Origin of the sequence: Kocuria oceani (assembly GCF_029524215.1) — a bacterium.
In the GTDB taxonomy this organism is placed as follows: Bacteria; Actinomycetota; Actinomycetes; order Actinomycetales; family Micrococcaceae; genus Kocuria; species Kocuria oceani.
The window spans coordinates 48,732-75,323 of the sequence record NZ_JARAMH010000004.1 but is presented as its reverse complement, the minus strand read 5'-3'; the positions used below and the strand labels follow the sequence as shown (position 1 = coordinate 75,323).

At 74.4% G+C, this 26,592-nt stretch carries 23 protein-coding genes; 10 read left to right on the top strand and 13 right to left on the bottom strand.

Annotated elements, in window-relative coordinates; all coding sequences use genetic code 11:
• Window positions 1-5: 5 nt before the first annotated feature.
• From malQ to PU704_RS05655, 3 genes are all read right to left on the bottom strand, one after another.
• Window positions 6-2,216 carry a 4-alpha-glucanotransferase gene (gene malQ, locus PU704_RS05665; RefSeq protein ID WP_277550581.1) on the bottom strand — a complete coding sequence of 737 codons (2,211 nt, stop codon included), beginning with the start codon at window positions 2,214-2,216 and terminating at the stop codon, window positions 6-8.
• A 57-nt stretch (window positions 2,217-2,273) separates the two neighbouring features.
• Entirely contained in the window at window positions 2,274-3,320 is a 1,047-nt protein-coding gene (locus PU704_RS05660; protein WP_277550580.1) for an NAD(P)-dependent alcohol dehydrogenase, read from the bottom strand.
• 71 nt (window positions 3,321-3,391) lie between these two features.
• Window positions 3,392-4,384 (bottom strand): LLM class flavin-dependent oxidoreductase, encoded by a 993-nt coding sequence (locus tag PU704_RS05655; protein WP_277550579.1) that lies wholly within the window; start codon window positions 4,382-4,384, stop codon window positions 3,392-3,394.
• Between the two features lie 135 nt (window positions 4,385-4,519).
• On the opposite strand from PU704_RS05655, the gene PU704_RS05650 reads away from it, so the two are divergent.
• Window positions 4,520-5,236, top strand: a complete 717-nt coding sequence (locus PU704_RS05650; RefSeq protein WP_075873138.1) for an HAD family hydrolase — start codon at window positions 4,520-4,522, stop codon at window positions 5,234-5,236.
• 34 nt (window positions 5,237-5,270) lie between these two features.
• On the opposite strand, the gene PU704_RS05645 is transcribed toward PU704_RS05650, so the two are convergent.
• Entirely contained in the window at window positions 5,271-6,116 is an 846-nt protein-coding gene (locus PU704_RS05645) for an HpcH/HpaI aldolase/citrate lyase family protein (RefSeq protein WP_047804475.1), read from the bottom strand.
• A 120-nt stretch (window positions 6,117-6,236) separates the two neighbouring features.
• Window positions 6,237-7,316, bottom strand: a complete 1,080-nt coding sequence (locus tag PU704_RS05640; protein WP_277550577.1) for a glutathione S-transferase family protein — start codon at window positions 7,314-7,316, stop codon at window positions 6,237-6,239.
• 184 nt (window positions 7,317-7,500) lie between these two features.
• On the opposite strand from PU704_RS05640, the gene PU704_RS05635 reads away from it, so the two are divergent.
• Together PU704_RS05635 and PU704_RS05630 are read left to right on the top strand one after the other, a co-directional pair.
• On the top strand, window positions 7,501-8,178 hold the full coding sequence (locus PU704_RS05635; RefSeq protein ID WP_277550576.1) for a hypothetical protein: 678 nt from the start codon (window positions 7,501-7,503) through the stop codon (window positions 8,176-8,178).
• Window positions 8,179-8,237: 59 nt separating this feature from the next.
• Complete coding sequence (locus PU704_RS05630) at window positions 8,238-8,720, top strand: MarR family winged helix-turn-helix transcriptional regulator (RefSeq protein WP_277550574.1); 483 nt, start codon at window positions 8,238-8,240, stop codon at window positions 8,718-8,720.
• A 387-nt stretch (window positions 8,721-9,107) separates the two neighbouring features.
• Here PU704_RS05630 and PU704_RS05625 read toward each other — a convergent pair whose 3' ends face one another.
• Entirely contained in the window at window positions 9,108-10,013 is a 906-nt protein-coding gene (locus PU704_RS05625) for a LysR substrate-binding domain-containing protein (protein ID WP_277550573.1), read from the bottom strand.
• 178 nt (window positions 10,014-10,191) lie between these two features.
• Between PU704_RS05625 and PU704_RS05620 the strand changes: the two genes are divergently transcribed.
• Window positions 10,192-10,806, top strand: coding sequence for a flavin reductase family protein (locus tag PU704_RS05620; protein ID WP_277550572.1), 615 nt, complete (start codon window positions 10,192-10,194; stop codon window positions 10,804-10,806).
• A gap of 10 nt (window positions 10,807-10,816) precedes the next feature.
• On the opposite strand, the gene PU704_RS05615 is transcribed toward PU704_RS05620, so the two are convergent.
• Complete coding sequence (locus PU704_RS05615) at window positions 10,817-12,523, bottom strand: long-chain-fatty-acid--CoA ligase (protein WP_277550571.1); 1,707 nt, start codon at window positions 12,521-12,523, stop codon at window positions 10,817-10,819.
• A 74-nt stretch (window positions 12,524-12,597) separates the two neighbouring features.
• Between PU704_RS05615 and PU704_RS05610 the strand changes: the two genes are divergently transcribed.
• The 5 genes from PU704_RS05610 to PU704_RS05590 all read left to right on the top strand — a co-directional run bounded on the left by PU704_RS05610 (window position 12,598) and on the right by PU704_RS05590 (window position 17,708).
• Window positions 12,598-13,614, top strand: a complete 1,017-nt coding sequence (locus PU704_RS05610) for a hypothetical protein (protein ID WP_277550570.1) — start codon at window positions 12,598-12,600, stop codon at window positions 13,612-13,614.
• Between the two features lie 136 nt (window positions 13,615-13,750).
• Entirely contained in the window at window positions 13,751-14,467 is a 717-nt protein-coding gene (locus PU704_RS05605) for a LuxR C-terminal-related transcriptional regulator (protein WP_047804482.1), read from the top strand.
• Window positions 14,468-14,500: 33 nt separating this feature from the next.
• Entirely contained in the window at window positions 14,501-15,796 is a 1,296-nt protein-coding gene (locus PU704_RS05600) for a sensor histidine kinase (RefSeq protein WP_277550568.1), read from the top strand.
• The gene (locus PU704_RS05595; protein ID WP_075873132.1) at window positions 15,793-16,806 is read left to right on the top strand and encodes a hypothetical protein; all 1,014 of its coding nucleotides are present in this window, start codon (window positions 15,793-15,795) and stop codon (window positions 16,804-16,806) included. The genes PU704_RS05600 and PU704_RS05595 overlap by 4 nt, the downstream gene beginning before the upstream one ends.
• Window positions 16,807-16,934: 128 nt before the next feature.
• Entirely contained in the window at window positions 16,935-17,708 is a 774-nt protein-coding gene (locus PU704_RS05590; protein ID WP_277550567.1) for a DNA-3-methyladenine glycosylase I, read from the top strand.
• Here PU704_RS05590 and PU704_RS05585 read toward each other — a convergent pair.
• The 5 genes from PU704_RS05585 to PU704_RS05565 form a co-directional block, all read right to left on the bottom strand.
• The gene (locus tag PU704_RS05585) at window positions 17,674-18,903 is read right to left on the bottom strand and encodes an aminotransferase class I/II-fold pyridoxal phosphate-dependent enzyme (protein ID WP_277550566.1); all 1,230 of its coding nucleotides are present in this window, start codon (window positions 18,901-18,903) and stop codon (window positions 17,674-17,676) included. The two genes, PU704_RS05590 and PU704_RS05585, sit on opposite strands and share 35 nt — an antisense overlap.
• A gap of 497 nt (window positions 18,904-19,400) precedes the next feature.
• Window positions 19,401-20,999 carry a dihydrolipoamide acetyltransferase family protein gene (locus PU704_RS05580; protein WP_277550565.1) on the bottom strand — a complete coding sequence of 533 codons (1,599 nt, stop codon included), beginning with the start codon at window positions 20,997-20,999 and terminating at the stop codon, window positions 19,401-19,403.
• A gap of 85 nt (window positions 21,000-21,084) precedes the next feature.
• On the bottom strand, window positions 21,085-22,068 hold the full coding sequence (locus tag PU704_RS05575; RefSeq protein WP_277550564.1) for an alpha-ketoacid dehydrogenase subunit beta: 984 nt from the start codon (window positions 22,066-22,068) through the stop codon (window positions 21,085-21,087).
• Window positions 22,065-23,381: a thiamine pyrophosphate-dependent dehydrogenase E1 component subunit alpha gene (locus PU704_RS05570; protein WP_277550563.1), complete on the bottom strand. Its 1,317-nt coding sequence runs from the start codon at window positions 23,379-23,381 to the stop codon at window positions 22,065-22,067. Before PU704_RS05570 ends, PU704_RS05575 begins: the two co-directional genes overlap by 4 nt.
• A 56-nt stretch (window positions 23,382-23,437) precedes the next feature.
• Complete coding sequence (locus PU704_RS05565) at window positions 23,438-24,601, bottom strand: histidinol-phosphate transaminase (RefSeq protein WP_277550562.1); 1,164 nt, start codon at window positions 24,599-24,601, stop codon at window positions 23,438-23,440.
• 167 nt (window positions 24,602-24,768) lie between these two features.
• Between PU704_RS05565 and purB the strand changes: the two genes are divergently transcribed.
• On the top strand, window positions 24,769-26,196 hold the full coding sequence (purB, locus tag PU704_RS05560) for an adenylosuccinate lyase (RefSeq protein ID WP_277550561.1): 1,428 nt from the start codon (window positions 24,769-24,771) through the stop codon (window positions 26,194-26,196).
• Between the two features lie 91 nt (window positions 26,197-26,287).
• On the opposite strand, the gene PU704_RS05555 is transcribed toward purB, so the two are convergent.
• Window positions 26,288-26,551 (bottom strand): DUF3892 domain-containing protein, encoded by a 264-nt coding sequence (locus PU704_RS05555; protein WP_277550560.1) that lies wholly within the window; start codon window positions 26,549-26,551, stop codon window positions 26,288-26,290.
• Window positions 26,552-26,592: the final 41 nt, after the last annotated feature.

Genomic DNA, 26,592 nt, shown 5'->3' with positions numbered 1-26,592 from the left:
CGGGCTCAGGGCGCCGTGCGGTCGGTGTGCTGCGGCTGCGCCGGCTCCCCCACGCCCTGGAAGCGCGGACGGGTGCCGAGGGCCTCGTTGATCGCGCGGACCAGCGAGTTGGCCCGCGCGTTCTCCGGCAGCGTCTCGATCAGGACGGGGTTGCCCGCCCCGTCGGCCAGGGGGATCCGCCAGTTGGGGTACTCGTCGCCGGTGCCGGGCTGGTTCTGCATCCGCCGCTCGCCGACCGCGTCCACGAGGGAGACGTTGAACAGCAGCGCCGGCGCCTGGCCCAGCCAGCGGTGCAGCGCCTCGACCCGGGCCTGCTCGCCCGTGGCCCTGCCCTCGGGCAGAAGCCCGTCCGCGGCCACGGCGGCGAAGAACGTGTCCAGCTGCTTCCGGGCCTCGGCGCGCTCCTCCTCCACCGGGCGGGCCAGCAGACCGAGCTGCTCGCGCACGTCCACCTGCACCCCCTGGAGGAAGCCCGCGGTGGGCGGGAAGTCGTGGGTGCTGACGGAGGCCATGCTCAGCTCCCGGTACCGCGCCGGCGGCAGGGGCTCGTCGCCGTCCGTCTCGAACCACAGGATCGAGGTCCCGAGCACGCCGCGCTCGGCGAGGTACTCCCGCACCCACGGCTCCAGGGTGCCCAGGTCCTCGCCGACCACCACGGCCCCGGCGAGCTCGGCCTCGAGCGCCAGGATGCCCACCATCGCCTCGTGGTCGTAGTAGACGTAGGCGCCCTCGGAGGCCTGCTGGCCCTCCGGGATCCACCACAGCCGGAACAGGCCGAGGACGTGGTCCACCCGGATGCCGCCGGCGTGCCGGAAGATGGTGCGCAGCATGTCCCGCCAGGGCAGGTAGCCGGCCTCGGCGAGGCGCTCGGGGTGCCACGGGGGCTGGGACCAGTCCTGGCCCTTCTGGTTGTACATGTCCGCGGGCGCGCCCACGCTGACCCCGGAGGCCAGCACGTCCTGCAGCGTCCACGCGTCGGCGCCCTGCTTGTGCACCCCGACCGCGAGGTCGTGGATCACGCCGATGTCCATCCCGGCCAGGTGGGCGGCGCGCTGGGCGGCCTCGAGCTGCTCGTCGAGCAGCCACTGCATCCACACGTAGAAGTCGACCCGGTGGGACAGCCGGGTCCGCGCCGCGGCCGCGTAGGGGGAGTCCGGGGCGGCGGCGACGTCGTCCCACTCGGGGGCGTCCTCGCCGAGCTCCTCCCGCAGCGCGCACCACAGGCCGAAGTCCTGCAGGCCCTGCCCGCCCTCGGCCACGAACCGGCGCAGCTGCTGCTGGCGGTGCGGGGAGCGGCGGACCGTGAACAGCAGCTCGAGGCTCTTCAGCTTGGCGGCGTACGCCTTGTCCCGGTCGATGGTGCTGGTGTCGAGGTTCTCCCGGCGCTGGATGGCCGCGAGCGTGTTGACCACCTCGAGGTCGGCCGGGCGCAGGTAGGCGTACTCGGGGACCTCGGCGATGCGCAGGTAGAGAGGGTTGAAGAAGCGGCGGCTGGTGGGCAGGTACGGCGAGGGCTCCACCGGCGGAGCGGGCTCGGCGGCGTGCAGCGGGTTGACCAGCAGGTAGTCCGCCCCCTGCTCCCCGGAGACGGCCGCGAGGCTCGCCAGGTCCGAGACGTCCCCCACCCCCCAGGAGCGCCCCGAGGTCACCGAGTAGATCTGCGCCATGTAGCCCCAGCGGCGCCGGCCGTGCAGCCGGTCGGTGATGGAGAGCCGGCGCGGGGTCACCGCCAGCGGCGTGGTGACGGCCTGCCCGCCGTCGACGTCGGGGCACTCGGCCCGGACCTCGTACCAGCCCGGGCCGAGGTTCTCGGGGACCTCGAAGGTGACCTCCCCGGTGAGCACGCCGTCGACGTCGCGCGGGGAGCGCCAGCTGTCCGTCTGCGCGGCCGTGGTCCGGGTCCCGTCCTCCCCCACGAGGGAGACGTGCACGGCCGAGCCGTGCGGGACGTGGACCGCGAAGCGGGTGCGGGCGCCCTCGACGGCGACGACGACGGGCGGCAGCACCCGCCGCCACGGCGCCAGCTCCCGCCGGGCCAGGCAGGCCTCTACGGCGTCGTCGTCGCCGGCGTCGGCGCCCAGGGCGTCGAGGACGGCGCGCAGGGTGGCGGCCGGGACCTCTCGCTCCTGGCCGTCGAACCCGGAGTAGGTCGTGGAGACCCGGTACGCCTCGGCGAGCCGGTGCAGGGGGTCGGCAGTGCTGGTGGTGTCGGCCATGGGGACCACTCTAGCCAGAGCCCGCCCCGAGTCGCAGGGTGCTGATGATCCCGGCCGCTACGCCAGGGTGCGGGCGACGTCGACGACGAAGCGGTACCGCACGTCCGAGGCGACCACCCGGTCGTAGGCGGCGTCGACCTCGTCGGCGCCGATCAGCTCGATCTCCGCCTCGACGCCGTGCTCGGCGCAGAACTCGAGCATCTCCCGGTGCTCGGGGATGCCGCCGACCATCGACCCGGTGAGCACGCGCTGCGGGGCGATGAGCGCGCCGGGGCGGACGCTGTACGGCTCGGTGGGCAGCCCCACGGAGCACAGCACGCCGTTGACCCGCAGCAGGGACAGGTAGTCCTCGATGGGCAGGTCCGCGGAGACGGTGTTGATGATCAGGTCGAAGCGGCCCCGGTTGCGCTCGAACGTCTCCGGGTCCTTCGTGGCGAAGTAGTCCGTGGCCCCGAAGGCGAGCCCGTCCTCCTGCTTGGACAGGCTCTGGCTCAGGACGGTGACCTCGGCGCCCATGGCCGCGGCGATCTTCACCGCCACGTGGCCCAGCCCGCCCATGCCCAGGACCGCGACCTTGCTCCCGGGGCCGGCGCCCCAGCGCTTGAGCGGGGCGTAGGTCGTGATCCCGGCGCACAGCAGCGGGGCGGCCTTCGCGGGGTCGAGGGCCTCGGGCACGCGCAGCACGAAGCGCTCGTCGACGACGATGCCCGCGCTGTAGCCGCCGCGCGTGGCGCTCCCGTCGGGCAGCGCGGTGTTGTAGGTGGCCACGACGCCCTCGGCGCAGAACTGCTCGAGGCCCTGGGTGCACTGCTCGCAGCGCCCGCAGGAGTCGACGAAGCAGCCGACGCCGACGGTGTCACCGGCCGTGAAGCCGGTGACCTGCTCCCCCACCGCGCGCACGCGGCCCACGATCTCGTGGCCGGGGGTGACGGGGTACCGGGCGCCGCCCCACTCGTCGCGCACGGTGTGGATGTCGGAGTGGCAGATCCCGGCGTAGTCGATCTCGATCTCGACGTCGTGGGCGCCGACCCGGCGGCGCTCGATCGTGGTGCGGCGGAAGCCGGAGTCGGCGGAGACGGCCTCGAGGGCGGGGAACGTGGTCATGGGGTGCTCCTGTCGTGGGACGGGTCGTGCGGAACGTCGTGGGGGTGCGGTGCGGGCTGTCGCGCGGGCGCCTACCAGGCGCGGGCCACCAGCTCGTAGGAGCGGGCGCGCACCTCGGGGTCGTGAGCATAGCTGTTGAGCATCAGCTCGTCGGCCCGGGTGATCTCGACGATCTGCTCGAGGTCGGCGACGACCCGGTCGGGTGTGCCGACCGCCGAGACGGCCAGGTGCTCCTCGACCATGCTCGCCTCCGCCGCGGTCAGCTCCACGCGCCCGGTGGGCGGCTGCAGCGGGCGCCGGTCGTTGCGGGCGATCCCGCGCACGAGCAGCTGGTGGGTGCTGAACTGCCGGCGCGCCTCCTCGTCGGTGTCCGCGGCCAGGACGTTCGCCGCGACCACCACGTACGGGCGCTCCACCGTGGCGGTCGGGGCGTCCGCGTCGAACCGCTGCCGGTAGAGGGCGATCGCGTCCATGATCATGGCGGGGGCGAAGTGCGAGGCGAACGCGTAGGGCAGGCCGAGCCGGGCGGCGACCTCGGCGCCGCCCGTGGAGGAGCCGAGGATCCACAGGGGCACGCCCGTGCCCCGGGCCACGGGCGCCCGCACGACCTCCTGCTCCTGGCCGCCGAACAGCCGCACCAGCCGGCGGACGTCGGACTCGAAGGTGTCGTGGCCGGCGTGCCCGCGCCGCAGCTCGAGCGCGGTGCGCATGTCGGTGCCCGGCGCCCGGCCCAGGCCCAGCTCCACCCGGCCCGGGTAGAGGTTGGCGAGCGTGCCGAAGGCCTCGGCCACGGTCAGCGGGACGTGGTTGGGGAGCATGATGCCGCCCGAGCCCACCCGGATGCGCTCGGTGGCGGCCAGGGCCTGGCCGATCAGCACCGCCGTGGCGGAGGAGGCGAACGCCTCCGTGTTGTGGTGCTCGGCGTACCACAGGCGCCGGTAGCCGGACGCGTCGAGCCGGCGGGCGAGGTCCACGGCCTCCCGGAGGGCGTCCGCGGTGGTGCGCCCCTCGGACACGGGCACGAGGTCGAGGGCGGACAGCGGGACGCGGGGCGGGGTGGGCAAGGGCGGCTTCTTCCGTCGGGGAGGGGCACGAAGGGGTCCGCTGGCGGCAACACCCCGGGTCGGGGCGCTTATTCCGGGCCGTTGTCCTCCTCACATCCCGGCGACGGCCCGATCCCGGTGAGGCACGATGGGACCATGACGACTTCCCCGCACCCGACCACCTCGCCGTCCCCGGCCCAGCCCGGGCCGCCCGCGCCCGCCGCGGACTGGTCGCCGGCGTGCGTGGTCTTCGACTGCGACGGGATCCTGATGGACACGGAGGCCAACTGGGCCCGCGTCCAGCGTGCCGTGGCGCAGCGCCACGGGCTGGCGTACACCGACGCGATGGAGCGCGCCATGATGGGCTGGTCCGCGGCGGACGTGGCCACGGCGATCGCGGACGCCGCCGGCGCCGACCGCGCCCTGGTCCACGCCGACGTGCTGCGCACCGAGGAGCAGACCCTGACCGGGCAGATCGTCCCCCTGCCGGGGGCGCTGGAGACCGTGCGGGAGTTCGCGGAGCGGCTGCCGGTGGCCGTGGCCAGCAACTCCACGCGCACGATCCTCGGGGTGAAGCTGGAGCAGGCGGGCTTCGCCCCGCACCTCGCCACGTGGGTCTCCTCGGAGGACGTGGCGCGCGGCAAACCGGCCCCGGACATCTACGCCGAGGCCGTGCGGCGGCTGGGCTTCGCCCCGGCGGAGGCGCTGGCCGTGGAGGACTCCGTGGTGGGCGCGACCTCGGCCGTGGCGGCGGGGCTGGTGGTCGTGGCCGTGCCCTCGGTCCCGGACGGGGACCCCGTGCCCGCCCACCACCGGGTGGTGTCGCTGACGGACCCGGCGTTCCGGTCGCTCGTGGCCCGCTGGCTGGGCTGAGCGGGACGCCGGCCCGGCGTCCCGCCCGGCCGGCTCAGCGGTTCCAGATGCCGTAGGTCTGGGCCAGCTCGGAGACCTTGCGCGCCCGGGCCAGGCGGGGCAGGTAGCTGCCGTCGCCCACGACGTGCCCGGAGTCGTGCTGCGTGATGAGCTCGCGCGCCCAGGTGATCTCCTGCTCGCTCGGGGCGAGGTTGCGGTTGATCCCGTCCGTCTGCTCCGGGTCCAGGCACAGCTTGCCCGTCATGCCCATCGACTGGGTCACGGCGCACGCCTGCGCGAGCTCCTCCCCGGAGGCGCCGAGGGTCGGCCCGTCGATGGGGCCGGGCAGCTCGCCCACGCGCGAGGCCACCACGAGGCTCGAGCGCGCGAAGGCCAGGGCCATCGGGTCCGCGCTGACGCCGGTGTCCCTGCGGAAGTCGCCGACTCCGAACGCGAGCCGGAACACGCCCGGCGCGCGCGCGATGTCGTTGGCGTTCATGATGCCCACCGCGGACTCGATCAGCGCCACCACCGGTGTGCCGGCGGGCGCCATCATGGCGGTCTTGGTGATGTGGTCGGGGTGCTCCGTCTTGGCGAGCATGATCCCCCGCAGGCGCCCCACCCGGCTCAGCGCGGCCAAATCCTGCTCCCAGTACGGCGTGGTGATGTCGTTGATCCGCACCCAGGCGCTCGCGCCGGCCTCCAGGGCCTCCACGACGTTGCGCCGGGCCTGGTCCTTGCCGTCGGCCGGGATCGCGTCCTCGATGTCGAAGACGACCGAGTCGGCCTCGGACGCGAGCGCCGTCGGGAAGGCGGACGGATCGGCGGCGGAGGTGAGCAGCCACGAGCGGGACAGGCGGGCCGGCAGCGCGGCGGCGCGCTGGTTGCGGTAGGGGGCCACGAGAGGTCCTTTCCGGGACGAGAGGCGGAGGGCGGAGGGCCCGGCGGTCCGCCTCCTGGTGCGCGGACCCGGACCGCACCAGCTGACCAGTCTAGGCGGCGCGCCGCGGCGGGGCGCCGCTCAGACGGCCAGCGGAGTGTGACGTCGGTCAACCCGCTCCTCGGGCCGGACGGGGCCCGGCGCCGTCCCCTCCCCGAAGGGCGAGCCGCCGAGAGCCTCCCGGCCGTGCGCGGAGACCCAGTTCCGCAGGTCGGGCCCGACCGGCACGATCTGGGACGGGTTGATGTCCTCGTGGACGATGTAGTAGTGCTCCTTGACCTGCTGGAAGTCCACGGTATCCCCGAAGCCGGGGGTCTGGAAGAGGTCCCGGGCATAGCCCCACAGGTGCGGCATCTCGGTGAGCTTGTTCCGCGAGCACTTGAAGTGGGAGTGGTAGACCGGGTCGAAGCGCACGAGGGTGGTGAACAGCCGCACGTCGGCCTCGGTGATGTGCTCGCCCATGAGGTAGCGGCGGGTGGCGAGGCGCTCCTCGAGCCAGTCCAGCGCCGCCCACAGCCGCTCGTAGGCCTTCTCGTGGGCCTGCTGGGAGCCCGCGAAGCCACACCGGTACACGCCGTTGTTGACCTCGGTGTAGACGCGCCGCATGACCTGCCGCATCTCGTCCTCGAGCCCGGCCGGCCAGAGGTCCGGGGCGCCCTCCCGGTGGAAGGCGGTCCACTCCTTGGCGAGGTCCTCGGTGAGCTGGGCGAAGTCGTTGGTCACCACCTTCCCGCTCGCGACCTCCACGACCGCCGGCACGGTGATGCCCCGCGGGTAGTCCGGGTAGCGGGCGAGATACGCCTCCTGGAGCCGCTCGATGCCCAGGACGGGGTCCCGGCCGTCCGGGTCGAGGTCGAAGGTCCAGGACCGGGCGTCGTGCACCGGACCGGGCAGTCCGACCGGGAGGGCGTCCTCCAGCCCCAGCAGACGGCGCACGATCAGGGTGCGGTTGGCCCAGGGGCAGGCCCGGGCGGCGACGAGCCGGTAGCGCCCGGCCTCCACCGGCCAGGCCCGGGCCCCCTCGCTCAGCCGGGCGCGCTCCGGGTCGCGCACGATCCGATCCTCGATGTAGGTGGTGTCCCGGGTGAACTCCTCCCCCGGGTGCACGTAGGCGCCGGCGGTGCTGTGCTCGTCGGACTGACGGGTGCTGCGTGGGGACATGCTGGCTCCTCGGGGCTGCGCTGCCGGACGGCGGGTCGCCGGCGGACCGGTGGCGGAGCGGCCGCTGGGCCGCCCCCAGTTTTGATGATACGTCAATGATGTGCTCGGGCACCAGCCCCGGTTCCGTCGGGGGTGAGGTCTACAGTAGAGCCGTCCAGCAGCCCTCCACCACGGGACCCCGCCCATGAGCAGCCACGGCCACGAGCCCGAGTACGGGCAGCGCATCCCTCACCGGGACCTCCCGGCGCCCGCCCCGGCGCCGCGGCCCTCCCCGGCCTCACCGCGGGCGACCCGCCGGATGGCCCGCGGCCTCTCGTTCACGCTGATCATGCTGGGCGTCCTGCTGGGTGCCGGGCTCGCCGCACAGGAGGTGGTCTGGGGCTGGGTCGTCGGCGCGCTGCTGGCCGTGCCCGGGGCCGCCGGGTTCGTCGCCGTCCAGGCCCAGCTGCACCCCGCCCTGCGGGACCCCGCGGTGCCGCCGCTGCGGAGCCGCTCGAGGTGGTGGCTGGTCCCCGCGGCCCTGCTGCTGCTCGGCCTGCTCCCCCTCGCCGGGGCGTTCGCGGTGGGGCCCGCCCTCGAGGGCACCGCACGCGCCGACCTGGTCGACGAGTACGTCAGCGTGCTGGTCGTCGCCGGCATGACACTGGTGGTCTCGGCAGCCCTGGGCTTCGGACTGGTCGCCATGGCGACGTTCACCCGCCCCGACGACGACGACTCCCCGCTGCGCCCCACCGGCTACGCCGAGCGCCTGCGGCGGACCGACCCGCGGGAGCACTACGACTCGGACTGGATCCGGCGCGGCCGGGGACCCCGGCACGGCCCCGACGGCGGTCCCTCACCCGGTGGACCGCCCCGCGTTTGACTTTAGTTGACACGTCAATATAAGCTGGGAGGTCCTGCCCCGCACGAGAGGATCCCCGCATGAACACCCCGGAGCCCACCGAGGTCAACTGGCTGACCGCCGAGGAGCAGTGCGCCTGGCGGAGCTTCCTCGCACTGAGCCGTGGCATGCAGACCGCGATCGACCGTCAGCTGTCCCGGGACAGCGCGCTGTCCGGCTCGGAGTACGAGGTCCTCGTGCCGCTCTCCGAGAGCGGCACCGGGGTGATCCGGTCCCGGGACCTCATGCACACGCTCGGCTGGGAGCGCAGCCGGCTGTCCCACCTGCTCTCGCGGATGGCCCGCCGCGGCCTGCTCGAGCGCCTGCCGTGCGACAGCGACGCCCGGGGCCTCGACGTGCGGATCACCCCGGAGGGCCGCCGCGCCATCGAGGGCGCCGCCCCCGGCCACCTCGAGATGGTGCGCGCGGCGTTCGTCGACCACCTGACCCAGGAGGAGATGGACACCCTGCGCCGGGTCTCCGGCAAGGTCATCCCCCGGCTCGAGGAGCTGGGGCTGTGCTGACGCCGGCCGCCTGACCCGCTCGGGTCCCTCCCGGGCGGAACCGTCCGGCCGAGGGTGCCCGGACGCGGCGAGGATAAGGGACAGGCCCTGCCGCATGGGGGGATCGGCAGGGCCTGTCGGGCATCCCTATCGGGGGGAACGGGACGCCGGTCATCGGCAGGAACCATCCGGGCGCCGATGGGGGGATCGCGCCCGGGCCATCGCCGACGACAGATTCACTTTAGACCCAGTGATCTGCATGGGCAAGCCACCTCCGGGGTCGCGTCCGGAAAACGCACCGGGTGCCGCGAGGGCGTCCTCCCGGCTGCCGTTGCGCCCCGGTTCCCGGCGCCGGTCGGGGCGGAGGAGCCGTGCCGGACGACGGCCCACGGGGCGGCGACGGGCGGCCTACGGGTCGGCCACGGACCCGAGGTCGGCCACGGACCCGAGGTCGGCGACGAGGTCGAGGAAGCGGTGCAGCAGCGCGGACCGGTCCTCGCGCCGCCACGCGACGGCCAGCTCGAGCTCCGGGGCGTGCTCGATCTCGCGGTACTCGACGCCCGCCAGCTGCACGGCACGCGCTCCGGCGGGCACCACGGCCACGCCGCCGCCGGCGGCCACGAAGGACAGCAGCGCGGACGTCCCGCCCGCCACGCGGGCGATCCGGGGCTGGAACCCGGCCTGGCGGCAGAGGTCCGCGCCGGCCCGGTAGAGCACGGAGTCCGGCGGGCAGGCCACGAAGTCCTGGTCCTGCAGCTCGTGCACGGCCACGGGGCCGTCCTCGTCCAGCGCACCGCCGGAGGGCACCGCGACCACGAGCGGTTCGCGGGCGACGACCCGGTGCTCGAGCTCCGGGGAGGCCACCGGGGGGCGGAGCAGCGCGGCGTCCAGCGTGTGCCCGCGGAGCCCCTCCTCCATGGCGGGGGTGAGCATCTCCCCGTGCAGCGCCAGGGAGAGCCCCGGCAGCACCTGCGCGGCCCGCCGCACCAGGCCGGGCATCGTCCCGTAGGTGGCGGAGCCGCAGAAGCCGACCCGCAGCACCCCCGTGGTGCCCTGGCCCACCTGGTGGACGTCGGCCTCGAGGGCCTCTAGCTCCCCGACGATCCGGCGGCCCCGGTCGAGCAGCACCTGACCGGCGGCGGTGAGGTCCACCCGGCGGGTGGTGCGGTCCAGGAGGCGCACCCCGAGCTGCTCCTCGAGCTGGCGGATCTGCTGGGACAGTGGCGGCTGGGCCATGTGCAGGCGCTTGGCGGCCCGGCCGAAGTGCCGCTCCTCGGCCACGGCGATGAAGTAGTTGAGCTGCCGGAGCTCCATCGTGGACGGCCGTCCTTCCGCTCGTTCCGCGGGATCGTCGTCGACCCCGGGCACCCGTTCCCCCGCAGACTACCCGGGGAGGACGCCGCGGTGACAGCGCCCTGGGCCACGTCCGGGTCGCCGGTCCCGGCCCGGCGGTGTCCGTGACCGGGGCGGGCCGGGGTGGTGGAATGGGCGCATGCGCACCGACATCCCCGCCGACCGGCACGGCTCCTTCGCCAGGGCGGTCAAGTCCCTGGTCGTCCCCCGCCCCATCGCGTGGATCAGCTCGCGGTCCGCGGCCGGTGTGGACAACCTCGCCCCGCACTCGTTCTTCACGGTGGCCTCCAGCACGCCCACGATCGTCCAGTTCGTCTCGGTCGGGGAGAAGGACAGCCTCCGCAACATCCGGCAGACCGGGGAGTTCGTGGTGAACTTCGCGTCCGCGGAGCTGTTCGAGCAGATCAACGCCACGGGCACCGACTACCCCCCGGAGGTCAGCGAGTTCGACGCCGTCGGGCTCACCCGCGAGCCGTCCCTGACCGTGGGCGTGCCCCGGGTGGCGGAGTCCCCCGCGGCCATCGAGTGCCGGCTGCACGCGGAGCCGATGCCGATCGGCGACTGCTTCCTCGTCTTCGGCGCGGTCACGCACGTGGCCGTGGACGGGACGGCCCTGGACGGGCGGGGCCCGCTCGTCCAGGCCCTGCAGCCGATCGCCCGGCTCGGGCGCGACGAGTGGGGAGAGCTCGGCCGGATCCGCTCGATCCGGCGCGTGCCCTACCGGGAGGCCGAACCGGAGGCCGACCTGCCCTGAGCGCCCGGCCTCAGAGCCGCACGCCCGTGCGCTCCAGCTGCCGGCGGACCTCCCGGCGCTGGACCTTGCCGAGCATCGTGCGCGGGAGCTCGTCGACGGCCACGATCCGCCGGGGCACCTTGTAACGGGTGACCTCGGTGTAGCAGTGCTCGCGCAGGGCGCCCTCGTCGAGCTCGCGGCCCGGCGCCAGGACCACGGCCGCCACGACGACCTCGGTGCCGCGCGGGTCGGTGAGCCCCACGACGGCGGCGTCCTCGACGTCCTCGTGCCGGCGCAGCGCGTTCTCCACCTCGGTGGGGGCCACGTTGAACCCGCCGGTGATGACGACCTCCTTGAGCCGGTCGACCACCCGCAGGAAGCCGGCGTCGTCGACCGTGACGATGTCCCCGGTGCGCAGCCAGCCGTCCGTGCTCAGGGCCCGGGCCGTCTCGTCGGGACGCCTCCAGTACCCCTGGAAGACCTGCGGTCCCCGCACCCACAGCTCGCCCTCGTGGCCGCGGGGGACGTCCTCGAGGGTCTCCGGGTCGACGAGCCGGATGTCGGTGGAGGGGAAGGGGACGCCGATGGACCCGGCGCGGCGGGAGTCGTTGAGCGGGTTGCACGCCACGAGCGGGGAGCACTCGGTGAGCCCGTAGCCCTCGATCAGGATGCCGCCCGTGGCCTGCTCCCACCGCTCCACGAGCGGGACGGGCAGGCTCATGGCCCCGGAGACGGCCACCGAGATGCCCCGCAGGTCGGTGCGCTGCTCCTGCGCGGCGTCGAGCAGCTTCTCGTAGACCGGCGGCACGGCGGGCAGCACGGTGGGCAGCGAGCGCTTCATCGCCCCGAGGACGAGGTCGGCCCGGACGGTCGGGAACAGCACGAGCTCGGCCCCCAGGGACATCGCGAAGGTCACCCCCAGGGTCAGGCCGAAGGCGTGGAAGAGGGGCAGCACGCCGTGCACCACCTCGTGCTCCGTGGAGTCGAGCCAGTGCCGGCCCATCAGGGCGTTGGACTCGAGGTTGCGGTGGGTGAGCATCGCCCCCTTGGGCAGTCCGGTGGTGCCGGAGGTGTACTGCAGCAGGGCGAGGTCGTGGGCGGTGGGCCGCGGGTGGTCCACGGCGATCGGGTGCGCGGCCAGCAGCTCGCGCCACCGCATCGTGCCCGAGGCCGGCCCGGTGAGCTGGGCGCGCGAGGCCCGGGCCGCGGGCAGCGGCAGGCGCAGAGCCATCCGCTGTGCACGAGGCATGGCCGCGGTGATGTCCACGGCCACGACCGTGTCCACCGGCAGGTCGGGGCCGAGGGACCGGACCCGCTCGGCCGCACGGTCCCACACGATCGCCACGCGCGCGCCGTGGTCCTCGAACTGGTGGCGCAGCTCGTGCGCGGTGTAGAGGGGGTTGTGCTCCACGACGACGGCTCCGAGGCGCAGCACGGCGTAGAACGCCACGATGTGCTGCGGGCAGTTCGGCAGCACGAGCGCCACCCGGTCCCCGTGCCGCACGCCGAGCCGGCGCAGGCCCTCGGCCGCGCGCTCGACCTGCCGCCCGAGGTCGGCGTAGCTGGTCCGGGCCCCGAAGAACTCGAGCGCGGTCTTCCGGCCGTGCCGGGCCACCGACCGCTCGAGCATGTGCGCGAGCGAGGTCTCCGGCAGGTCCAGGTCCGCGGGGACCCCAGGGTCGTAGCTGGCGGTCCAGGGGCGGGCACGCAGGAAGTCGCGGGCGGATTCGGCAGGCATGGCCCGTACCCTACTCGGCGGTCGCCGCGGGCTCCCAGTCCCACCGGGGGCGCCCGCCCGTAGACTTCGATGACATGACTCCCTCCTCGACACCCGGCTCGCCCTCCGCCGACGACCCGATGCCCTGGTCGGACACCGGCCCGCACGACGCCGGCGACGACGCCACGCGCCCGCTGCCGCCGGTCAGCCGGTTCCCCGCGACCGGCTCCTCCGGCCACGGCGCCGCCCCGCAGGACCGGGCGCCGGACGCCGGGTCAGGGTCCGGGAGCGAGGACGAGGACTGGTCGTGGTACGACGACGACACCCAGCACACCCGGCCGCTGCCGGCGGTGAGCGCCCAGCGCCCGGTGCCGGAGGACCCGCCGCGGGCGCCCGAGCTGGGTCCCCGCACCGATCCGACGCCCGCGGTGGGCACCGGCGGGGCCGCGCACCCGTTCCCCGGCGGCACCGCCGGGGAACAGCCGCCCTCCGGACACCCCTCCCCCGGCTATCCGCCCTCCGGGTACCCGGCCCCCGGAGCCGGCCCGGTGCCGGCCGACCCCGCGACTCGCTACGCCCGGCAGCGGGAGGAGTTCGGCGGCCTGCAGCTCGTCCCCGGCTTCTTCGGCTGGCTCAGCGCCCTGGCCGTGACCTGGCTGCTGCTGGCGCCGGCGGGGCTGGCCGCGGCGGCCCTGGGCTTCCGGGTCGATAGCGGCATGGGCGGGGTCGTCGACGACCTGGCCGCCGGCTCCGCGGCGGCCTGGACCGGGGCGGCGGTGCTCGGCGTCGTCGAGCTCCTGGCCTTCCTCGCCGGCGGGTACGCCGCCGGCCGGATGGCCCGGTTCTCGGGCGCCCGGCAGGGCGTGTCCGTGTGGCTGTGGTCCCTGTTCGGCCGGTCCGTGGCGACCGTGGCCGGGCTGCTGTGGGCGGACACCGTGGGCCTGGCGCCGGTCGGCGTCTCGGCGCAGGCGCTCATCGGCGACCTGCTCGTCCCGGGCCTGCTCGCCGTGGCCGCCGTCCTGCTCGTCGATCTGCTCGGGGCGGTGCTCGGCGGGATGTGGGGCATCCGCTACCACCGCCGGGTCGACCGCTGGGGGGACACGGGGAGGTAACGTTCGCACCCGGAGCCGTGTCGGGTTCGCTTCCCCCGGGACGAAGGGGGACAATCGGAGCACCTCGGTGAGATCCGTCACCCCCACGCAGAAATCTGCGGACCGGCCCACCGAGCAGCACCCGGAGGAAACACCCATGCCGTCCACCCTTGTCGCCGTCGTCGATGACCACGAGGTCGTCCGGGAGGGCGTCCGCCTCGTCTCCATGACCTCCCAGGCGGACGTGAAGCTCGTCGGATCGGCCTCCAGCGTGCCGGACCTGCTCGACCAGCTGGGCCGGGACCCCGAGAACCCGGCCCTGACCGCGCAGGGCGCGAAGCGGATCGAGTGCGAGGTCGTGCTCCTGGACCTCTCCCTGAACGACCTGTCGCGACCCGCCGCCAACGTGGAGCTGCTCCGGGCCGCGGGCATGAAGGTGCTGATCTTCAGCATCGGCGAGAACGCCGCGCTGATCCGCGAGGCGCTGCGGGCGGGGGCACTGGGACTCGTGCGCAAGTCGGACCCGCTCGAGCACGCCATCGAGGAGGCCCGCAACATCGCCGAGGGCAAGCCGGTGATCACCAAGGAGCTGGCCGCCGCGATCGACGGCGACGTCGAGTTCTCCCGGGCGAGCCTCTCCCCGCGCGAGCAGGAGACCCTGCGGCTCTACGCCTCCGGTTTCGCCCAGGTCCAGGTGGCCCGCCGGATGGGGATCAAGCAGAGCGCCGTGAAGACCAACATCGACCGGATCCGCGAGAAGTACGCGCGCGTCGGCCGCCCGGCCCCCACCAAGATCGACCTGCGCATCCGGGCGATCGAGGACGGTCTCGTGGAGCCGACCGCGGACATCACCACGGCGGAGAAGCACCTGTGAGCCGCCCCCGGCGCCGCTGAGGACCGCCGCTCCGTGAGCCACGTCGCACCCCGGTCCCCGCTCGCCTACCGGAAGGTCCCGGCCCGGCGGCGCCGCACCAGCCTGCTCGTGCCGGCCTCGCCGCAGGAGCTGGGGATGAACTCCTACCGGCTCCTCCTGCTCGCCAACATCTGCCACGGCCTCGTGGCCGTCGCACTGTTCCTGGAGTCCCTCACCATCCTGGAGGACCAGCTGCGCTCCTTCGGGCGGTGGCACCTGGTCTTCCTGGTCGCGCTGCTGCTCAACGGGTCCGTGCTGCTCCTGCAGTCGGCCCGGCAGCGGGTCCGCACGTGGCCGATCATCGTGGCGCCGGTGCTGGTGGCGCTCGCCGTCGTCACGCTGCCGTTGGCCTGGACGGGCCAGGCACCGCCGCAGGACCCGTGGGTGGAACCGTTCATCCTGCTCGCGGCCTGCGCCACCGTGGTCGTGTGGAGCCTCGAGCTGGCCGTGGCCTACCTGACGTCCGTGACGGTCCTCTACGTCCTCGTCATGGTGCGGACCGCAGCCGTCCCGGACATCATGGACGTGATCTTCGACGCCACGAGCCGGATCGCGTTCGGCGTGGTGCTCGTGGTGCTGATCAGCTTCGTCCTCCGGGGCGGGAAGAACGCGGACCAGGTCTACGCGGACGCGATCGCCCAGGAGCTGCAGCTCACCCGCTCCCGCTCCCAGGCCGAGGAGCAGGAGCGGCTGGACCGCCTGATCCACGACAACGTCATGGCGGCCCTGCTCGACGCCGGCCGCGCCACGGGCCCGGTCCAGCGCCGCACCCGGGAGCTCGCCCAGCGCGCCCTCGACGTCCTCGTCTTCGAGGAGCGCCGCGCCCAGGGCAAGGACACCACGATGGTGCACACGCTGCTGGACGACCTGCTGGAGTCCCTGTCCCCGTGGCGCAACCGGGTGCGCTTCAACAGCATCACGCCCTACATCCGGCCGCCCGGCGAACCGCGGCCCCTCATCCCCGTGGAGACGGCGCAGGCGCTGGTCCAGGCCATCACCGAGGCCGTCTCCAACAGCGCCCGGCACTCGGGCACCGACGTCACGTTCGTGACCATGGACGGGGGGGCGTGCCCGCCCACCGCGATCAACCCGGAGGGCTTCTACCTGCGCTTCCAGGTGGTCGACCGGGGCCGGGGCTTCCAGCCGCGCAGCGTCGACTCCCGGCGGCTCGGGGTCCGCGTGTCCATCCTGGGCAGCGTGCGGCAGGTGGGCGGGGAGGTCGAGGTCGACTCCGCACCCGGCCGGGGCACCAGCGTGACGATCCTCTGGCCGCGGGACGCCCGCCCGTGATCTCCCGCGCCTTCTTCCATCCGCTGACCCTGGTGGCCGCCGCGGTCTTCTTCCTGATCCCCGTGGTGCTCGGCATCCTGCAGACCCAGAGCATGGACAAGCCGGAGCTGATGCAGGCCGCGCTCGTGACCTATGTGATCGCCGTGGCGCTGGTCGTCTACCCGTACGGGCGGCGGCGGCTGCCGGACCTGCCCACCGCTCTGGCCGTGCTGCTCATGCTGGTCTCGATCCAGCGCTCCTACGACGCCCTGGACCCGCGGGCCGAGCTGTTCGGCGGGCAGTGGTTCACCCTCGGCTTCGACGGCTTCATCGTGGCCCTGGGCATCCGTCGCCGCGGCGGCTGGGGGTGGGTCACGCTGGTCATCGCCGTGGCCATCTCCATGACGTGGGGCGCCCGCTCCGCGACCGGGCTGTGGGACGCCGCGCTGAGCAACGCGGCGACCGCGGCGCTGCTGCTCGCCAGCCAGCTGATCGCCCGCGAGTACGACCGCGCCTCCATCGCCTTCGCGGAGGCCCGGGACATGGTGATCTCCGCCCGCTCCCACGACGAGGCCGAGAAGGACACCGTCAACGCCTCCGTCCAGCGGGTGCACGAGGTGCGCCGGCTGGCGGGAGGACTGCTCGAGCGCATCGCGCACGACCCCTCCCCGGTCTCCGACTACGAGATCGAGCAGTTCCGGCTCACGGAGGCGCAGCTGCGGGACTCCATCCGGGGCCGCTCCGTGGCGACCCCCTACCTGCTCGAGGTCACCCGGGCGGCGCGGGCGCGCGGCGTGCAGGTGGACATCCTGGACGAGCGGGGCAAGCCCCTGCCCACCGCCGTGCTGCGGTCCGCGACCCGCCGGTCCATGGAGGTGCTCAACGCCGCGACGTCCGGGTCGGTGACGATCCGCGCCTTCCCCGAGGGGGACCCCACCGCCGTGTTCATCGTCCACGACGGCAACGCGGGGGACGAGGAGCCCGTGGCCATCGAGATCGCCGACGTGACCGGAGAGGTCTCCCGCTTCTGAGCCGGCCCGCCGCGGGCACCGTGCCGGTTCCACTGCACCGGCCCGCCGGCTCGGGCGGACCGGCACGGACCGTCCACAACCGGGTGCCCGCCGGTCGGGACCGGCGCGGCCGCTCCTACGGTGGGCGCATGGACACCGTCTCCGCCGGGCACGGCCCCGGCCGCACCGCCGATCTCCCCGACCCCGACGACCCCGCGCGCACCGCCGGTCCTCCTCACGACACCGGCCGTGCCCGCACCGCTGATCCGCCGCGCACCACCGGCTCCCACGACAGCCCCGACCGTGCCCGCAGCGCCGGCTCCCACGCCGACGACGCCTTCCGGGCCGTGCTCTGCGGAGACGGCCTGCGCCGCTGCCCCTGGGCGCCCACGGGCCCGGCCGCCCTCGAGGAGCACGACCACCGCTGGGGAGCCCCGCCCGTGGACTCCCCCGGCTGGTTCGAGGCGCTCAGCCTCGAGATCTTCCAGGCGGGCCTGGCCCGGTGGAGCATCGCCCAGCGGCGGGACGGGCTCCGCCGGGCGTTCCGCGGCTTCGTCGCCGAGGACGTGGCGGAGCTGACGGAGGACGCCGTCGACGAGCTCCTGCTCGACCCGGCGATCATCCGCAACCGCGTCAAGATCGAGGCGGTGGTGCACAACGCGCGGGCGTGCGCGGGGCTCGCTCCGGCGGACTGGGCGGAGCTGGCCGGCGAGCCGCCGGCGGGCGCGCAGCCGCCCGGGACCGTGCTGGAGCTGACCCGCCGGTCCCCGGAGGCGGACCGGCTCGCCGCCCGGCTCAAGGATCTCGGCCTGGTCTTCGTGGGCCGCACGACCGCCCACGGGTTCCTGCTGCGCACCGGGGTGCTCCCCGGTCACCTCGCGCAGTGCTTCAGGACCGGGCCTGGAAGCGCAGGATCCGGGTGACGGCCTCCTCGACCTGGGCGGGTCCCGCCGCGAAGGACAGCCGGACGGTGCGGTGACCGCGCGCGGCGTCGAAGTCCAGTCCCGGCACGACCGCCACGGCCTCCGCCTCGAGCAGGCGGCGGCACCACTCCAGGGAGCTGCCGTGGCGCTCGAGCTGCTCGCCGAGGTCCGCGTAGAGGTAGAACGCCCCGTCCGCCGGAGCGCTCTCGCCCCAGCCGAGAGCGGGCAGGGCCTCCAGGAGCAGGCTCCGGGAGCGGGCGAACTGCTCCACCGCCCGGTCGGCCTCGGCATAGGCCTCCTCCGAGAACGCCTCCACGGCGGCGTACTGGGCGGCGGCCGGCGGGCAGAGGCTGAGGTTGCCCGCGAGCGCGTCGACCGGAGCCACGAGGTCCCGGGGCAGCAGGGCCCAGCCCAGCCGCCACCCGGTCATCCCCCAGTACTTGGAGAAGGAGGAGATGACCACGGCGTCGGGGTCGTGCTCCCACGCGCTGGTGCCGCGGTACGGAGCCCCGTTCCGCGGGCCGCTCCCCGTGGGGGCGGCGTGCACGATGCCGTGGTAGATCTCGTCGCTGATCAGCCGCGTCCCGTGCTCGGCGCACCATCGCGCCAGCGCCGCCAGCTCGCCGGGCTCGAGCACGGTGCCGGTCGGGTTGGCGGGACCTGCCACGACCAGGCCGTGCAGCGGGCCGTGCGCGGCGACCGCGGCGTCGAGCATCGTAGGGGTGGGCTGGAAGCGCGTCGCCGCACCGCAGTCGAGCTCGACGACCTCCGCGCCCAGCGCGGCCAGGGTGTTGCGGTAGGCCGGGTAGCCCGGGCGGCAGACGGCGACCCGGTCCCCCACGTCGAAGGCCGCGAGGAAGGTCAGGACCAGCGCTCCCGAGGCGCCCGTGGTGACGGCCACCTGCTCCGGCGCGACGTCCAGGCCGTACCACCGGGCGTAGTGCCCGGCCACGGCGCGGCGCAGCGGCTCGATGCCCAGGGCGGGGGTGTAGCCGAGTCCCTCGTTGCGGGCGTGCACGCGGGCGGCCTCGCGGGCGACGGCCCGCGGGGCGCCGCCGGAGGGTTCACCGGCGCAGAGCGAGACGACGTCCCGGCCGGCGGCGCGCAGCCGTTCGACGTCGGCGAGGATCTCCATCACCCGGAACGGCGGGACCGTGGAGCGTGCGGACGGGCGGGGCGGCGGGTGCGGCAGCATGGCCCCAGCCTACGGCCGCGGCCGGCGTCCGGGCCGGGTGCGGTCCGGGGACGACCTCCCGTCCGTGCGGCCGCCGGCGATCGGGCCGGGTGCACATCGGGGGACAGACTTTCGTCCAGGCCGGTGGCCATAATGGACGCAGTCCTGGATCCCCGAGGACCGCGCTGAGGCGGTCGTCCGGGGGCGTGGACCAGGTCGCCGGTGGCAGCACCGGGGGCCGATCGGGCAGGTCGCCACCGCGGCCGGCGTCGCACGAGTGATCCGTCGTGAATGAGATGTGTGATTGTGTCTGGGGGGATTTCAATCACGGGTCCACGAGCGCTGCGGCACCGCGCGGTCGGCGGCGACCACCCCGTTCCGCGTCCGCGTGACGCCGGGCACCCGCCCGGTGGGGAGAGCCGCAGACGTGGAGACGCGCTCGTCGACGACGCAGCACACGGCCCCGCACCGACCGGTGCGGGGCCGTTGCCGTGCCGGCCGGTCCGGGGCTCCGGAGCTCAGTCCAGCAGCAGCGCGGGCTCCTCGAGGATCCGGGCGACGTCCGCGGTGAAGCGGGCGGCGAGGTCGCCGTCGACCACCCGGTGGTCGAAGGAGCCGCCCAGCGTGGTGACCCAGCGGGGCACCACGGCTCCGTCCACCACCCACGGCTTCTGCTTGATGCTGCCGAAGGCCACGATGGCGACCTCTCCCGGGTTGATGATCGGCGTGCCGGTGTCCAGGCCGAGGGCGCCGATGTTGGTGATGGTCAGGGTCCCGTTCTGCATGTCCGCCGGCTGGGTGCGCCCGGCCCGGGCGGTGCGCGAGAGCTCGTCGAGCGACACGGCCAGCTCGCGCAGGGACAGGTCCTGGGCGTCCTTGATGTTCGGGACCATGAGCCCGCGCGGCGTCGCGGCGGCGATGCCCAGGTTCACGAAGTGCTTGACGAGGATCTCCTCGTCCGTCCACGTGGCGTTGACCTGCGGATTGCGCGCCACGGCCCAGATGACGGCCTTGGCCAGCACCAGGAGGGGCGTGACCTTGACCCCTTCGTAGTCCGGGGCGGTCTTGAGCCGCTGGACGAACTCCATGGTGCGCGTGGCGTCGAGCTCCACGAACACCGAGGCGTGCGGGGCGCTGAACGCGCTGCGCACCATGTTCTGCGCGGTGGCCTTGCGCACGCCCTTGACGGGGATCCGATCGACCCGCTCCTCGGGGGCGGACGGGCGGCGCCGGGTCGCGGCCTCGCCGAGCCGGGCGACGTGGGCGAGGAGGTCCTGCTTGGTGATCTGCCCGGCGGCGCCGGTCGCCGGGACCTCGGCGAGGTCGACGCCCAGGTCGCGGGCGGCCTTGCGGACGGGCGGCTTCGCCAGCGCGGGACGGCGCGGGACGGCGGCCGGAACCGCGCCGGCCGGGACCGCGCCCGTCGGCACTGCGCCCGTCGGCACTGAGCCAGCCGGCACCGCATCGGCTCGGACCGCGTCGGCCCGGACTGCGCCGGCCGAGGCCGTGCCCGGCGTGCCGGCGCCGTCCGGGCGGCCGGGCCGGCGCCAGACGCCGCTGTCCTCGGCGAGCCGGGCGGCGCGATCGGCGATGCCCTGGGCGGCCGTGCCGATCCCCCCGATCCCGCCGCCGAGCCCGGTGCCCAGCGGACCGCGGCCGAGCTTCTCCGCCCACCCCGCGGGGCGGGCCGGCTCCGGGGCCGGCCCGGCGGCGGCCCGCGGAGCCGGCTCCGGGGCGATCCGGCGGCGCCGGCGCACGGGGTCGGCCTTGGGCCCGGAGCCCACGAGCGGGCGGTCGCCGTCGGCCTCGGGCGCCGCCGGGGTCTCCCCGAGGATCCCCGGCGTCCCCTCCGGGGCGGGTCCCGTGCCGGCGGCCTCCTCGGGGGAGCCCACGGCGATGATCGGGGTGCCGACCTCCACGGTGCGGCCCTCGGGCACCAGCAGGTCGAGCACGGTGCCCGCGTACGGGGACGGCAGCTCCACCACGGACTTGGCGGTCTCGATCTCGACGAGCACCTGGTTGACCGTGACGGTCTCCCCCGGCGCCACTCGCCACGCGAGGATCTCCGCCTCGGTCAGGCCTTCGCCGACGTCGGGCAGGTTGAAGATCTGCGGCATGTCAGTACTTCCTCTCTCGCGCGGCCCCTCCGGGTCGGCGACGGCGCCGCCGGCCCGGAGGGGCCGGCGGCCGGGGTCGGCGGGGTCAGTAGGCGAAGGAGCGGTCCAGCGCCTCGAGGATCCGGTCCAGGTCCGGCACGTACTGGTCCTCGACGGCCGCCACGGGGTAGGGCAGGTGGAAGGCGCCCACCCGGAGCACCGGCGCCTCGAGGGAGTAGAAGGCCCGTTCGGTGATGCGGGCGGCGATCTCCCCTCCGAGGCCGCCGAAGGTCGGGGCCTCGTGGGCGACGACCAGGCGCCCGGTCCGGCGCACGGAGTCCTCCACGGTGTCGAAGTCGATCGGCGACAGGGACCGCAGGTCGATGACCTCCACGCTGCGGCCGTCCTCCTCGGCGGCCCGCGCCGCGGCGAGGGCGACCGGCACGAGCGGGCCGTAGGCCACCACCGTGGCGTCCTCCCCCGGCCGGACCACCTGGGCGGTGAACGGGTCGGCGGCGGGGCGCTGCGTGTCGACCGCGCCCTTGAGCCAGTACCGGCGCTTGGGCTCGAAGACGATCACCGGGTCGTCGCAGGTGATCGCCTGCCGGGTCATCCAGTAGGCGTCCTGGGCGTTGGACGGCGTGATGATGCGCAGCCCCGCGGTGTGGGCGAAGAGGGCCTCCGGGGACTCGGAGTGGTGCTCCACCGAGCCGATGACCCCGCCGTAGGGGATCCGGATGGTGACGGGGACCGTGACGTCCCCGTTCGTGCGGTTGCGCATCTTCGCGAGCTGCGTGGTGATCTGGTTGAAGGCCGGGAAGGAGAAGCCGTCGAACTGGATCTCGCACACGGGCCGGTAGCCGCGCAGGGCGAGACCCACGGCGGTGCCCACGATCCCGGCCTCCCCCAGCGGGGTGTCCATCACGCGGTGTCCGCCGAAGTCCTTCTTGAGCCCCTCGGTGACGCGGTAGACGCCGCCCAGGGAGCCGATGTCCTCGCCCATGAGCAGCACCCGGGGGTTCTCCTCCATGGCCCGGCGCAGGCCGGCGTTGACGGCCTTGGCGATCGTCAGGTCGGGAGCGGCGTTCATGCGAGGTCCTCCTCGGTGCCGGCGGAGCGCTCGTCGGGGACCCCGGTGACGGGATCGGCCGCGACGGTCAGGCTCGAGGCCTGCGTGCCGCGATCGGGCCCGGCGGTGCCGTCGACGCCGGGACTGCCGTCGGAGCCGTCCTCGGGGCCGTCCTCGTCGAACCCGGCCTGGTAGGCCGCGTACCAGGCGCGCTCCTCCTCGATCAGCGGATGACGCTCGGCGTAGGCCTTGTCGAAGAACTCCTCGAAGGAGGGCGGGGCCATGGACAGGACGTGGGCGCGGGTCTGGTCGGCGAACTCCTGCGCGGCCGCGGCGACCTCGTCGAAGAAGGCGTCGTCCGTGCCGTGGTGCCGGCGCAGGTGCGTCTCGAGGCGCAGCAGCGGATCGAGCTCGGCCCAGTGGCGCTCGTCCTCCCGGCGGCGGTACTTCGTCGGGTCGTCGGCGGTGGTGTGGGCGCCCAGCCGGTAGGTCTCGGCCTCCACGAGCACCGGGCCGCGCCCGGCGCGTGCCTGATCCATGGCGTACCGGGAGACGGCCAGGACGCCCAGGACGTCGTTGCCGTCCACCCGGATCCCCTCGAACCCGTAGCCGGCGGCCCGCTCGGCCAGCGGCAGACGGGACTGGGTGGAGAACGGCACCGAGATGGCCCACTGGTTGTTCTGCACGAAGAAGACGACCGGGGCGTCGAAGGAGGCGGCGAAGACCATGCCCTCGTGCACCTCGCCCTGGGTCGAGGTGCCGTCCCCGAAGTACGCGATGGTGGCGGCGGGCTCGACCTCGCGCCCCTCCTCCTCGGCCGCGCGGCGGTCCAGGTCCATGCCCATGGCGTAGCCCACGGCGTGCGGCACCTGGGAGCCGAGCACGATCGAGTAGACGTTCATGCCGTGCTCCGAGGGCTTCCACCCGCCGGCGGCGTGCCCGCGGAAGACCATGAGCAGCTCGGCGGGGTCCACCCCCCGCTCGATCGCCACCGCGTGCTCGCGGTAGGTCGGGAAGATGTGGTCGGTCGGGCGCAGGGCACGGACGGAGCCCACCTGAGCGGCCTCCTGCCCGCGCATCGGCGCCCAGAGCACCAGCTGGCCCTGCCGCTGCAGGTGGGTGGCCTCCTCGTCGAACCGGCGCGCGAGCGCCATGGACCGGTAGAGGTCCCGCAGCTCCTCGGCGCCGACGTCGGCGACGTACGGCGAGAAGACCGGGTCCTCGGCCGGCACGCCCTCTCGGTCGAGGAGCCGCACCAGCCGGGTGCGTGGCTCCGGGGTCGGCGCGTGACGGTCCGGCGCGTGGGCGGCCGGGGTGAACGGGGCGGCATCCATGGTCAGGACGTCCTTTCGGTGTGCTCGGGTGGGAGCGGAGCGCTCGTGCCCGGGGTTCAGAGCACGGGTGCGTGCGGGAACTGCGCGCAGAGCTCGAGGAACCGGGTGTTGGCCTCCGGCTCCCCGACGGTGACGCGGACGCCCTCGTCGCCGAAGCGGCGCACGGCCAGGGCGTGGGCGTCGCACAGCTCGGCGAAGCGCCCGCTGTGCTCGCCGAGGTTCAGCCACACGAAGTTCGCCTGCGTCTCCGGGTACGGCCAGCCCAGCGCGTCGAGTCCGGCCAGCACCCGTTCCCGCTCGTCGACGACCCGCTGGACGCGCTCGGCGACCTGGTCGTAGTGGCGCACGGAGGCGATGGCCGCGCGCTGGGCGAGGTCGGTCACGGAGAACGCGGGGGAGCTCTGGCGCAGGTACTGGGTGATGCCCTGGCCCGCCACGGAGTAGCCGATCCGCAGGCCGGCGAGCCCGTGCGCCTTGGAGAACGTCCGCAGCACGACGACGTTGGGGTGCCGGCGGTAGACGTCGATGCCGTCCACGAGGTCGTCGCGGCGCTGGAACTCCTGGTAGGCCTCGTCGATGACCACGAGGACGTCGCGGGGCACCGCGGCGAGGAACTCCTCGACCTGGGCGGTGGTGAGGCTGGGGCCCGTCGGGTTGTTGGGCGTGCACAGCAGCACGACCCGGGTGCGGTCGGTGACGGCGGCGGCCATGGCCTCGAGGTCGTGTGAGCCGTCGCGGCGGTTCGGGACCGGGACGCTCAGCCCGCCCGAGAGCCCGATGCTGATGGGGTAGGCCTCGAAGGAGCGCCACGCGTGGACCACCTCGTCCGGGGCGCCGTCCTCTCCGGTGCCCACGAAGGCGCCCAGCAGCTGGTTGAGGGCGCCGAGGCTGCCGGCGCCGGTGACGACGTCCTCGGCGGGCACGCCGAGGAACTCGCCCAGGACCTCCCGCAGCTCCGCGGAGGTGGTCTCGGGGTAGCGGTGCACGGCGTCCCAGTCGGCGAGGACCTCGCGGACGGCCGGGACGGGCCCGAACGGGTTCTCGTTGGAGGACAGCTTGTAGGAGGGCAGTCCCTCGACCACGAGCGGCGGTTTGCCGGCCACGTAGCGGGGAAGCCGGGACAGAGCCGGGCGCGGCCGGACCGCCGGGGTGGTGGCGGGGGCCGCGTCCTGTGCCGGGGCGTCCCCGGCCAGGGTGCGGGTAGCGTCGCTGGTACTCATGGGGGCCATGCTATCCCCGCTCCCCCGGGGTTCCCGGGTGGATGACGCCCCTCCGGACGACCCGGCATTTTTTGGGCGCGAAAGCTACAACCGGGTCCCGCGAAAGTTGGTGGCCGACGACAATTCGTCCGCCCGGGGCGGCCCGGACGCCGTGGGAGAATGTGCCCATGCCCCACACCGATCGCATCCTGTCCTCCGGGCGCGCCTCGCTCGCCGCCGCCGTTCCGCCCGTCGCGCTGGGCCCGCTCGACGGCCGGTACCAGCCGGCCGTGGCCCCGCTCGTCGACCACCTCTCCGAGGCCGCCCTCAACCGCAATCGCGTGCACGTGGAGGTCGAGTGGTTCATCCACCTGGCCGAGCACGCGGTGCTGCCGGGCCTGGCGCCCCTCGGCGACGAGCAGAAGGCCGGGCTGCGCAGGATCGTCACGGGCTTCGACGCCAACGCGGTCGCCGAGCTGGCGGAGATCGAGGCCGTGACGGTGCACGACGTGAAGGCCGTGGAGTACTACATCGGCCGCCGTCTTCCCGCCCTGGGCCTCGGGCACCTGGTGCCGCTCGTGCACTTCGGCTGCACCTCCGAGGACATCAACAACCTCGCCTGGGCCCTGGGCGTCAAGGACGCCACGACCGACGTGTGGCTGCCGGCCGCCCGGGCGCTCGTGGCCGACGTCGCGGGCCTCGCCGAGTCCGCCGCGAACACGCCGATGCTCTCCCGCACCCACGGCCAGCCCGCCACGCCCACCACGCTGGGCAAGGAGATGGCGGTGGTCGCCCACCGCCTGGGCCGCCAGCTCTCCCGGATCGAGCGCACGGAGTACCTCGGCAAGATCAACGGCGCCACGGGCACCTACGCGGCGCACTACGCCTCCGTCCCGGACGCGGACTGGACCGAGGTCTCGCGCGGTTTCGTGGAGGCCCTGGGCCTGACCTGGAACCCGCTGACCACCCAGATCGAGTCGCACGACTGGCAGGCGGAGCTCTACGCCGACGTCGCGCGGTTCAACCGGGTCCTGCACAACTTCTGCACGGACGTGTGGTCCTACATCTCGATCGGCTACTTCCAGCAGGTCCCGGTGGAGGGGGCCACCGGCTCCTCGACCATGCCGCACAAGGTCAACCCCATCCGGTTCGAGAACGCCGAGGCGAACCTGGAGCTCTCCAACGCCCTGCTCGACGTCCTGGGCGCGACCCTGGTGACGTCGCGGTGGCAGCGCGACCTCACGGACTCCTCGTCCCAGCGCAACATCGGCGTGGCCTTCGGCCACTCCCTCCTCGCGGTCTCCAACGTGCGCAAGGGCCTGGCCCGCCTGGACGTCGCGGAGGACGTGCTGGCCGCCGATCTCGACCAGAACTGGGAGGTCCTCGCGGAGGCCGTCCAGATGGTCATGCGCGCCGAGGCGATCGCCGGGGTCGAGGGCATGGACAACCCCTACGAGCGGCTCAAGGAGCTGACCCGCGGGCGGCGGGTGGACGCGGACCGGCTCCAGGAGTTCGTGGCGGGCCTGGGCCTCTCCCCGGAGGCCGCCCGGCGGCTCTCCGCACTGACCCCTGCCACCTACACCGGCATCGCCACCGAGCTCGTGCGCTACCTCTGACCCCCGGCCGGCGGCGGGCCGCCCGGGCGCACGGCCCGGTCGGCCCGCCGTGGGCGCCGTCCCCGCGGAAGGGGGTGAGGGCACAGGGGGCTCAGACGGAGGGCAGGTCGTGCAGGTTGTTGCAGACGGTGTCCTCCGGTGCGGCCCACAGGCGCTTCTCGCACCCCGCCGAGACCACGCGGACGCGGAGCCGGCCGGTCGTGCCGGGGACGTAGTAGTCGTGCACGCCGCACTCGATGTCCCGGATGACCCGGGTCGTGGAGCGGGGGGACCACACCTCCGCGGGGTTGCACAGGGCGACGATGTTGCCGAGGGGGTCCGTGCGGACCCCGGTGACGGGTCGATGGTCGGTCATCGGTGATCTCCTGAGTAGGTGCCCGGTCCGGCGAGGCCGGC